8 protein-coding genes and 1 other annotated feature are annotated in these 11365 nt (G+C 38.4%); of the genes, 4 read left to right on the top strand and 4 right to left on the bottom strand.

The window, feature by feature from the left end; all coding sequences use genetic code 11:
• The first annotated feature begins 98 nt into the window (after nucleotides 1-98).
• Both FG382_RS10300 and ccpA read left to right on the top strand, forming a co-directional pair.
• A complete protein-coding gene (locus FG382_RS10300; protein ID WP_142538818.1) occupies nucleotides 99-1184 on the top strand; it encodes a bifunctional 3-deoxy-7-phosphoheptulonate synthase/chorismate mutase in 1086 nt (361 codons plus the stop codon).
• A 129-nt stretch (nucleotides 1185-1313) separates the two neighbouring features.
• Nucleotides 1314-2312 carry a catabolite control protein A gene (gene ccpA / locus FG382_RS10295; RefSeq protein WP_142538817.1) on the top strand — a complete coding sequence of 333 codons (999 nt, stop codon included), beginning with the start codon at nucleotides 1314-1316 and terminating at the stop codon, nucleotides 2310-2312.
• A 21-nt stretch (nucleotides 2313-2333) separates the two neighbouring features.
• On the opposite strand, the gene FG382_RS10290 is transcribed toward ccpA, so the two are convergent.
• From FG382_RS10290 to FG382_RS10280, 3 genes are read right to left on the bottom strand one after another with little or no spacing between them, the layout of a single operon-like run.
• Entirely contained in the window at nucleotides 2334-3509 is a 1176-nt protein-coding gene (locus tag FG382_RS10290; RefSeq protein ID WP_142538816.1) for an acetoin utilization protein AcuC, read from the bottom strand.
• A complete protein-coding gene (locus FG382_RS10285) occupies nucleotides 3506-4153 on the bottom strand; it encodes an acetoin utilization AcuB family protein (protein WP_142538815.1) in 648 nt (215 codons plus the stop codon). The genes FG382_RS10290 and FG382_RS10285 overlap by 4 nt, the downstream gene beginning before the upstream one ends.
• Nucleotides 4154-4189: 36 nt before the next feature.
• Nucleotides 4190-4822 (bottom strand): GNAT family N-acetyltransferase, encoded by a 633-nt coding sequence (locus FG382_RS10280; RefSeq protein WP_142538814.1) that lies wholly within the window; start codon nucleotides 4820-4822, stop codon nucleotides 4190-4192.
• Nucleotides 4823-5006: 184 nt separating this feature from the next.
• Here FG382_RS10280 and acsA point away from each other — a divergent pair, with 184 nt between their 5' ends.
• Nucleotides 5007-6728: an acetate--CoA ligase gene (acsA, locus tag FG382_RS10275; protein ID WP_142538813.1), complete on the top strand. Its 1722-nt coding sequence runs from the start codon at nucleotides 5007-5009 to the stop codon at nucleotides 6726-6728.
• A 53-nt stretch (nucleotides 6729-6781) separates the two neighbouring features.
• Here acsA and FG382_RS10270 read toward each other — a convergent pair whose 3' ends face one another.
• A complete protein-coding gene (locus tag FG382_RS10270; RefSeq protein ID WP_142538812.1) occupies nucleotides 6782-9694 on the bottom strand; it encodes a transglycosylase domain-containing protein in 2913 nt (970 codons plus the stop codon).
• Nucleotides 9695-9794: 100 nt separating this feature from the next.
• Nucleotides 9795-9995: a binding site (T-box leader), on the top strand.
• Between the two features lie 48 nt (nucleotides 9996-10043).
• Here FG382_RS10270 and tyrS point away from each other — a divergent pair.
• The gene (gene tyrS / locus FG382_RS10265) at nucleotides 10044-11309 is read left to right on the top strand and encodes a tyrosine--tRNA ligase (protein ID WP_142538811.1); all 1266 of its coding nucleotides are present in this window, start codon (nucleotides 10044-10046) and stop codon (nucleotides 11307-11309) included.
• The last annotated feature ends 56 nt before the right edge of the window (nucleotides 11310-11365 follow it).

The raw sequence follows: 11365 nt of genomic DNA, 5'->3' as shown, positions 1-11365 counted from the left end.
TTCACAAACATTGATTATAATATGAGTTATACTTAAAAATGTATCATAATTTTCAGTCGATATAAAGTATCGGTGGAAAGAAGAGAGGAGAAATATCTATGAGTCATATGGATTTAGAAGCTCTACGCAGTCGTGTAGATGAGATTAACGTAGAAATTTTACAGTTAATCAATGAAAGAGCCGGTGTTGTAAAAGAGATAGGAAGAGTGAAAGAAAAGCAAGGTGTAAATAGATATGATCCTCTTCGTGAAAGACATATGTTAGATCACTTAAAAGAAAATAATGCTGGTCCACTACCACAATCAACGGTTGAGCATATTTTTAAAGAAATATTTAAAACTGCTTTGGAATTACAAGTGGATGATCAAAAGAAAGCATTATTAGTTTCTCGTAAAAAGAAATCTGCTGATACAGTCGTGGAAATAAACGGTGAGAAAATTGGTACAGGATCACCTTCTTTCGTGTTTGGTCCATGTGCAGTAGAATCATATACACAAGTAGCAGAAGTAGCAGCTGCAATCCAAGCAAAAGGTCTAAAGCTAATTCGTGGGGGAGCATACAAACCACGTACATCACCTTATGATTTCCAAGGTCTAGGATTAGATGGCCTTAAAATATTAAAACAAATTTCACAAGAATATGGCTTGGCAGTTGTGTCTGAAATTGTCACTCCTAGCCATTTAGATGAAGCGCTTGACTATGTAGATGTCGTGCAAGTAGGTGCTCGAAATATGCAAAACTTTGAATTATTAAAAGCGGTAGGTTCTATTAATAAGCCGGTATTATTAAAACGAGGTATTGCAGCTACACTAGATGAGTTCATTCATGCAGCAGAATATATTATGTCACAAGGAAATGATCAAATCATCTTATGTGAACGCGGTATTCGCACATACGAACGTGCTACTCGAAATACATTAGATATTTCAGCAGTGCCAATTTTAAAACAAGAAACGCATTTACCAGTATTTGTGGACGTTACACATTCGACAGGACGTCGTGATATTCTTTTACCTGCAGCAAAAGCTGCTATCGCAATTGGAGCAGATGGAGTGATGGCTGAAGTTCATCCTGATCCAGCAGTTGCGTTATCGGATGCTGCACAGCAAATGAATTTACAACAATTCGATGAGTTCTATAATTCATTGCAAAACTTCATGAAAACACATGAAGTGCATGCATAAGTAGAAAAATTTCACAAAACCGACTCTTCTTATAGAGTCGGTTTTACTATTTGATTGATAATTATAGGGTATATCAAGTATTATTTATATATAATATAAATAGTAAAAAATGTGAAGGAGGGATATGCGTTGACTATAACCATTTATGATGTAGCAAGAGAAGCAAATGTGTCGATGGCAACTGTTTCACGTGTAGTTAATGGAAACCAAAACGTCAAGCCAGCAACCCGTCAAAAAGTGTTAGCTGTTATCGAGCGATTGGACTATCGACCGAATGCAGTAGCTAGAGGGTTGGCTAGTAAGAAAACAAAAACAGTAGGGGTAATAATACCGGATATTTCTAACGTATTTTACGCAGAACTAGTGCGAGGCATAGAAGATATAGCAACCATGTATCGCTATAATATTATTTTAACGAACTCTGACCAGCAAGCTGATAAAGAAGTACAGCTACTTTCTACATTGTTCAGTAAACAAGTGGATGGAATTGTGATGATGAGTGACGAAGTAACAAAGGATATGCTTAGTGAAATGGAAAGGTCGAGCGTTCCGATTGTTTTAGCAGGCACCGTGGAAACATCTGAATCATTTCCTTCTGTTAATATCGAATATCATGACGCAGCAGTTGATGCTGTAAATCGACTCATCCAAAATGGTCATACTCGTATTGCATTTGTCTCTGGAAATATGGACTCGACCATCGATCGTGTATATAAGCGTTCTGGTTATGAAAAAGCATTAAAAGAGGCAAATATAGAAATCGATGATGAATTGATCGTAGGTGTAGATAATACATACGATGACGGTCTTGCAGCATGGGAAGAATTGGGTCAGCTTACCAATCCTCCTACGGCAGTTTTTGCAGGCAATGACGAGATCGCAATTGGTTTGATCCATGGGGCACAGGATAGCGGACTAAATGTACCAAATGACATCGAAGTCATCAGTTTTGAAAACTCAAAACTAGCTCGTATGGTTAGACCACAGTTAACAAGTGTTGTATTACCTTTATACGATATTGGAGCAGTTTCCATGCGATTATTAACGAAATTTATGAACAAAGAAAAAATCGACGAACAAATTGTCGTTCTTCCTTATCGAATTGAGGAAAGAGACTCCGTCAAATAGAAAATCACCAGTAGCCATTGGTTACTGGTGATTTTTGTATGATTGCTGATTGCGAAGGGCGTATAATGCTTTTTCGAGCATCTGTTTATTTTTTTCTGTTATCTCTGCTTTACGTGGAATTGGTTCATACAATGGACTTGGATCCATCCAAGTCGGAATAAATGGAACTGGCGACTCTTTTGACCAACGATCGAGCCAAGCTTTTGGTAAGTTTCCTTCAGGTGTCTTTATATCATTCATTTCCATCCAAAGAAGAGACCAAGCACGAGGAACGACACGCCATATATCATACCCACCGCCACCAACAGCTATCCATCTTCCGTCACAATATTGATGTGCCAGTTCATGGGCAAGTTTAGGAATCTCTCGGTAAATGTTCATTGTTCCATATAAATGGGTTAATGGATCAAAATAATGCGCATCTGCACCATTTTGGCTTAAGATAACATCTGGTTTGAAAGATTCTACAATTTCACGAAGTGCTGTACGATAAATTTCTAAAAAGGATTCATCCTCAGTAAAAGCGTCTATCGGAAAGTTAAAGGAAGTCCCGTATCCTTCGCCGGTTCCTCTTTCGGTAATATTACCTGTGCCGGGGAATAAGTATCTGCCAGTTTCATGAATCGAAATAGTACATACATTTGGGTCATCGTAAAAACTCCACTGTACACCATCTCCGTGATGCGCATCTGTGTCGATATAAAGAACACGTGCATTGTATTTTAGCTGCATATACTTAATAGCTACTGAACTATCATTATAAACACAAAATCCCGAAGCTCGTCCTTTAAATCCGTGATGAAGACCTCCCCCTATGTTGAGTGCATGGACAGATTTCCCTTCCATAACGTAATCCACTGCAGTTAACGTACCACCGACAAGACTTGCGCTCGCTTCGTGCATATGTGGGAAGATAGGGGTATCTTCGGTTCCGATACCATAGCTTTCATAATTGGTTGTTTCACTTTTCTCCAGGCTTGCTTTTTTGACGATTTCAATATAACCGGGATCATGTACTAAACTTAATTCTTCATCTGTTGCAATGCGCGGTACTACGATATCCGATGGCGATAAAGCGTTCATTTCTTTTAAAAGATCGACCGTTAGAGTTAGGCGTTTTTGATTGAATGGATGCGTTTCGGAAAATTTATAGCCTAACTGGTCTTCTGAAAAGACAAACACGGCATTTGTTTTCATAAAATTTTTCCCGGATGATTTGGCCACAGTACTTCGAAGCCATCCGCTTGTAACGCTTCGATGAGTTTAAGTGGATTCATCGTTTTTACACGAAGCACTAAAATTTTATAATCTTCATTCGCTTTATCGGGATATACGAGTACGCTTAATACATTCACTTTTTGTTCATAAAAAACTTTGGAAACTTCAAATAAAACACCAGGCTTGTTTGGAACGCGAACTTCAATTTGGGAGCCCGGCTGATGTGCACCCGTCAATTCAATAAACTTATACAATAAGTCGGATTCTGTAATCATACCAACTAATTTTCCTTGTGACACAATAGGTAAACAGCCTATCCGATTATCATAAAAAATAGTAGCTGTTTCTTCGAGAAAATCTAATGGATGGCCCACAATTGGATTTTTTGTCATTATTTTTTCTAACGGTAACTCATACACTTCGGGATTATTAGTGTTTAATAAAGTAGAAGGTGTTGCTTTCTTTAAATCGCGATCTGTTACAACCCCTAGTACTTCTTTATTTGCGTTAATGATTGGTATATGGCGGATTCTTTTTGCTTTTAATAGCAGTAATGCATCATTAATCGTGTGTGTAGGTGTTAAAGTCGGTACCGAGGTATTCATAATTTCTTCTACAAGCATTTCCATACACCCCTTTAGAAAAAATATAATTTTTATCTAATACATAAACCGGTTCATGAATCGTAATTGATCGAATTGTTGAATGGATTCGTCGTTCACTCGACTGCCTATTTTAGCCATTAAACAATTAGCGGGATGCGAACTGATCTCGGGATCGTCCGTTGCAAAATATTCAAGACCGCCAGCTTGCATCATTTTCTCCATTACTTTACGATACTCCCAAACATTTAAACCAGTACCCTTTAAATCCCAATGCCAGTAATATTCCGTTGTAATAGTTATATAATCTTCCATTGCATCATCCATCATTGAAACGCGTAATAGTGTTTTACCAACACCAGTTCCGCGGAATTTTGGAATTATTTCAATTGCCCCTAATTCAATCAGGTTTTCCATTTTTCCTTGCGACCATCTTTCCAGTGGATCCGGATAGAGAAATGTACAATAACCAACGATAGTCTCTTGGTCTCGTACAATAATAATTCTTCCTTCCGGCAATTTGGCAATTTCAATAATTGCTTTATGCTGCTGGGCAGGTGCCCGAAAGGCTACTAAATCTTCATGAAACGTTAAATTGGCTATAACATCCGAAGGGATAGGTCCTTCGACAATGACGGCACCATGTTTTGTTTCTATTTCCAACGCATTATACGTCTTTTCGTGTATCACGATTTCACCACCTATAAAAATAAACGCATTTAACACTATTATACATGATTTCTACAAAAAGTAGATGGATGGATAAGAAACGTAACCAAACATTCGTAAAAATAAAAAGATTGGCAAAACTGTGAACAAGTATTGTAGAATAGAAGTGTATAGTTTTTGTATAGTTATAGAAAGGGTGAATAGGATGAAGGTAGTTGAATTGTTACCAGTCGAACAAGGGGATTATCAGTTAAAGGATTACGATGAAACAAAAAGAACATTTAAATGGGAAGATACCGAGAAAAACTTTTCATGGTATGAAACTGGAAAAGTAAATATGGCATATGAAGCGATCGATAGACATGCAGAGTCTGATAAAAAAGACAAAGTCGCACTATATTATCAAGATGCAGATAGAAAAGAATCATATACGTATTCAGATATGAAAAAGTGGACAAACAAAGCTGCCAATGTTTATAAGGAATATTCTAACTTAACAAAAGGAGATCGACTATTCATCTTTATGCCGAGATCTCCAGAATTATATTTTTCTCTTTTAGGTGCCGTTAAAAAAGGTGTTATTGTTGGACCTCTTTTTGAAGCATTTATGGAAGGTGCAGTTTACGACCGATTATTAGATAGTGAAGCAAAGGCAATTGTGACAACACCAGAATTATTAGAAAGAGTTCCTTTAGAAAAATTACCGAACTTAGAAAAGGTATTTTTAGTAGGGGATAACATAGAGGAAACAGATAAGTTTATTGATTTTAACAAAGCATTACATAATGCTTCGGATGCTTTTGATATTGAGTGGGTAGATAAAGAAGATGGACTAATCCTGCACTATACATCCGGCTCCACAGGAAAACCAAAAGGAATTCTACACGTACACTATGCAATGGTTCAACAATATCAATCGATGAAATGGGTTATGGATATTCGTGATGAAGATGTTTATTGGTGTACAGCTGACCCAGGTTGGGTAACTGGAACTTCTTACGGCATATTCGGACCTTGGTTGACTGGTGCTACATCACTTGTTCTTGGAGGTCGTTTTTCACCAGATGCTTGGTATAATGCCATTGAAGATTACAAGGTAACAGTATGGTATAGTGCACCAACTGCTTTCCGGATGCTGATGGGAGCAGGAGATGCTATTGTGGAGAAACACGACTTATCCTCTTTACGTCATATTTTATCCGTTGGGGAACCACTGAATCCAGAGGTGATAAAATGGGGGATGCAAGTGTTCCAATTACGCATACATGATACATGGTGGATGACGGAAACAGGGGCCCAAATGATTTGTAATTTTGGTTGCCTACCGATTAAGCCAGGATCTATGGGGAAACCACTTCCAGGGTTAGAAGCGGCAATCATTGATAATCAAGGCAATGTTGTTCCGCCATTCACGATGGGCAACTTAGCGATTAAAAAAGGCTGGCCTTCGATGATGCGTCAAATTTGGAATAATAAAGAGAAATATGAATCTAGCTTTATGAGTGATGAATGGTATTTCTCTGGAGATTCTGCTTATATGGATGACGAAGGATACTTCTGGTTCCAAGGAAGAGTAGATGATGTTATCATGACGTCCGGGGAACGTGTAGGACCATTTGAAGTGGAGAGCAAACTACTGGAGCATCCTGCTATTTTAGAGGCGGGGGTAATTGGTAAGCCAGACCCTGTACGCGGTGAAATTATTAAAGCATTTGTTGCGTTAAATGAAGGATATGAGCCTTCGGATGAACTAATTGCGGATATTCAGCAATTTGTGAAAAAAGGACTTGCTGCACATGCGGCACCAAGAGAAATTGAATTTAAAGATAAGCTCCCGAAAACTAGAAGCGGTAAAATTATGCGTCGAGTTTTAAAAGCTTGGGAGTTAAAATTGCCGACTGGCGACTTATCTACGATGGAAGATTAATATATAAAGAAAAGCCACAGCGACCTAGTTTAGGTTGCTGTGGCTTTATTTCATTATCTACTTGCAGTTGTAGTATCTACTTCTTCGGCTGGTTCTTCTTCCACAGGAGGAGTAATTATTTCTTCTTCTGTCGTTTCATCCTCTTCGTTTTCTGGAACTGTTGGAGGAACGACTGGTTCCGCAGGTGTTTCAGGTTGTTGAACTTCTCGCGATACTATATTGGAGGCGCCTGATTGTAAACCAGTAATGTCTACAGATACAATAATATATTGACCAGGACCGCTAATTGTATGACTAGGCGATTCGGCTTCCGCTTTAGTTGCCACTAGCATTCTTTGTCCATCCACCACTTGGTATACACGATACCCAACAACGTCTGAAGATGCTGATTTGGACCAGGTAATGGTATTTCCGGATATGGACGCATTTACAGCGGAAGGTGGGTTACCATCTGCATTAAATACTTCTTCAGAGACAACATTTCCACCGAAACTAGAATTCTCTGGGAACAGCTTACTAGCATTGCCACCAAATCTTCCAAGCATTCGTGTGATAAAGTCTTGGTTTACCCCATAGCCTCCTTGTACAACAAATTCCCTTGGAGTAGCATCTAATGCGCGATATCTATTACCGTTTATCACCACATAAGATGAGGAGATTAGACTATCATCCGCTGCGGTTGGTAACATAGCAGCAGCGTTAAACAAATCGGATTTAACTAATCCTGCTTGTGCACATGCATCAGAAGGAGCTAGTCCAGAAATTCCACAGAAAGATCTTGTAACGACACCTTCAGGAACTTGGAAAGCGTTTGGTGCATCGATAAGTTCTGGTGACACATCGTACATAGCGTTCATTATATTAGACCATAACATATTGACCCGTACACTAGGGTGATTATAACGATTATTCATATAAAATAAAGATTTTGTATTATCATCGTAACCAAGCCAAACACCTAAAGAGATATTAGGATTATAACCAACGAGCCATGAGTCATTATGATTTTGAGTTGTTCCTGTTTTAGCGGCAAAGTCAGACTGGAATTTAAGTCGAGAGTTTGCTAACTTCGCAGTACCCCCAGATAGTACGTCACGCATCATATCCGTAATAATATAAGCGGTTGCTGGACTAAAGACTTGCACTGGTTCGATTTCATGTTGATAAATCACTTTTCCATCCACGCTTTCAATCTTTTCGATCATATAAGCATCGATAAATTGACCATTATTTGCAAAGGTACCGAATGCATTGGTGTTTTCTTCCACAGTAGCACCGTTTGTCATCCCACCGATAGAAAGCGCATGGTTTGCATATTCATTTTCTTCAATATGTTCAAATCCCATTTTCAATAAGAAATCAGTTGGCTTTCGATCCATAATTGAATCATATAATCGAATCGTCGATAAGTTTTGAGAAGTCATAAGCGAACTACGCGCTGAAATAATTCCTTTTTCTTGTGCAATCGTATAGTTGGCTGGTGATTTGGCCCAAGTCGTCCCTTTTAGGTTGTTCAGTTTAATATCCACCACTGGACTTCCAGCACCGATGACTCCATATTCGATTGCCGGTGCATATACAAGTAAAGGCTTCATCGTTGAACCGATTGGTCGGACTCCTTGTGTCGCATGATTATATTGTTCTAAGTTATAATCGCGTCCACCGAGGAACGATAGAATCTTCCCAGTATTATTTTCAATTAGCATACTACCAACTTGAGCAGGGAAATCTTTTGTGACTATCTCGCCGGTATTTGGATCTTTTACTTCTTTCGTATACGTATGTCCATAATATTCGAATTCATCTTTTACTTTTAACATCGCTTCAAACATGTCTCTATTAATCGTTGTATGAATGCGATATCCATCTGTTCGAATAGAGCGTTCAGCCATTATATTATATTTCTCTAATAATTTAGGTTCTTTTGCTAGTCTTTCAGGGTCAATTCCATCTGCACTAGCCAATTGGACTCTTAAAATCTCTTTTACCCGATTTTCTACTTCTGCTGTTAGCCAAGGATATTTCTCTTCAGCTACCACTTCTGGCTCTCTAAAATCTTGTGTAATATCATAATTTACTGCAGAATCATATTCTGCTTGAGAAATATAGCCTGTTTCTTTCATTCGGAATAGTACTGTCTTCATTCGCTCGATACCGGCTTGTAGTGCTTCACCCTCTTTTTTTTCACCGCCTTGTCTAAAAGGTGTGTAGGCAAATGGGGCTTGTGGAATACCGGCAATATAAGCAGCTTGTGGCAATGTAAGATCTTTTGCTTTTACATTAAAGATACCGTTTGCAGCTGTTTCAATTCCTGCTATATTTCTTCCATTTGCATTTCGTCCGTATGGAATGATATTTAAATAGGCTTCTAGTACTTCCTCTTTTGTCATAAAATGTTCTAAGCGCATTGCTAAGAGAATTTCTTTAGCTTTTCGTTCATACGACACTTCGTTTGTTAATATCTGGTTTTTTATTAACTGTTGTGTCAAAGTGGAGCCACCAGTTTGTGTGTCCGAATTTGTAACATCTTGAAGCAAACCACGGAAAATTGCTTTCGGTACAATTCCATTATGTACTTCAAAGTATTCATCTTCGGTCGCAAGTACCGCATCAATAACATATGGAGAAACGGCAGCAAGTTTCGTTTCCGTACGTTCAAGATCGGTTCTTAGCTTTCCTAAATACACATTATCTGCAAAATAGATTTCAGACGTTTCTTCATAATTAAACACATCCGCTCTCATATCTTCTTTAGCTCGAAGTGGCTCTTCTTTCACTAAAGATGCAAAATAACCAGCACCAACGGAAGCAGCAAATACTCCGAGCGCAAGAAACGTGATTAAGAATATTAAACACAGGTTCCATATAACACTAGAAGAAATTCGCAAGCCTTTCGCCCATTTAGTAGATTGCCACTCATTCATTATCTCTGTATAAAAGTGGATTTTCTCCATCCATTTTTTCATTGATCATTCTACCCCCAAATCAAGAATTATTATACCATAATCGTTCATCTGTAAACGATAGATATTGACATACGGATTAAATTAGGTAAAATGGGTATATAATTTAACTAGGAAGAGTCCGAAGTAGTTGTTGTATTAACTGTTTAGAGAGCTAGCGGTTGGTGAAAGCTAGTCAGTGTGCAAAGGGCGAATTACAGGCTTGGAGTTAAACGTTTTCACAACGATATCGTGAATGAAGCGGAAGGTGAATTCCTTCAAGCTGGGTGGTACCGCGCTAATTTGTTGACTAAGCGTCCCTGCATGATTTATTTCGTGCAGGGATTTTTTTATTTTTAAGGAGGAGATTGAAATGACAAACGCATTACTAGAAGACTTATCCTGGAGAGGGCTCATTTATCAGCAAACCGATGCAGATGGATTAAAAGATTTACTAAATAGCGAAAAGATTTCTTTATACTGTGGAGTAGATCCAACTGCAGATAGTATGCATATTGGGCATATCGTCCCGTTATTAACATTAAGACGATTCCAATTACATGGCCATCGTCCAATTTTATTAGTCGGTGGGGCAACAGGAATGGTTGGAGATCCATCTGGTCGTTCTGAAGAGCGAGTATTACAAACTACTGAGCAAATTGATAAAAACGTAAAAGGTATTAAAACTCAAATGGAGCGCATTTTCGATTTTAATACGGACAATGGGGCTCAAATGGTAAATAATCATGACTGGATTGGACCAATGTCCGTTATCGAGTTTTTACGTGATTTTGGTAAGCTTATCAATATTAACTACATGTTAGGGAAAGATTCCATTGCTTCTCGTTTAGATTCTGGTCTTTCTTTTACAGAGTTTGCATACACACTAATTCAAGGGATTGACTTCAATCACCTGTTTAATACGTACAACTGTAAAGTACAAGTTGGTGGATCCGACCAATGGGGTAATATAACGACAGGTCTGGAAGTGATTCGTAAAACGCATGAAGAAGAAACAAAAGCTTTTGGTATTACGATTCCACTAGTAACAAAAGCAGATGGAACCAAGTTTGGTAAGTCGGCATCTGGTGCTGTATGGTTGGATGCGAAAAAGACTTCTCCGTATGAGTTTTACCAATTTTGGATCAACACAGCCGATGCCGATGTGATTAAATACATGAAAATCTTTACATTCCTTGAACGCAGTGAAATTGAAGCATTAGCTGAAACTGTTGAAAATGAACCGCATTTACGCAAAGCACAAACAACATTAGCGGAAGAGATGACTCGCTTAATCCATGGGGATGAAGCTTTAGAACAAGCGGTTCGTATATCTCGTGCTTTGTTCAGCGGAAATTTGAAAGAATTATCTGCGGAAGAGATGAAAGATGCATTTAAAGATGTGCCATCAGTGGAAATGTCAAAAGATGCGAAGAATATTGTGGATTTCATCGTGGAAGCAAGCGTGTCTCCTTCTAAAAGGCAAGCGCGTGAAGACGTAACGAACGGGGCTATATCGGTGAATGGAGAAAAAATAACCGATTTAGCATATGAGGTAGGAGAAAGTGATCGTTTAGAAGATGAATTCATGATTGTTCGTAGAGGTAAGAAAAACTACAAAATGATTAAATTTGTATAAAGTAAGTGGGAGTCCAATTGCCCGTTAATGCGGATAGAATGAAAGCTACTTCCCGA

It is taken from the genome of Psychrobacillus lasiicapitis, assembly GCF_006861795.1.
GTDB lineage: Bacteria > Bacillota > Bacilli > Bacillales_A > Planococcaceae > Psychrobacillus > Psychrobacillus lasiicapitis.
The sequence above is the reverse complement of the archived record's forward strand: the minus strand, read 5'-3'. Positions and strand labels throughout refer to the sequence as shown.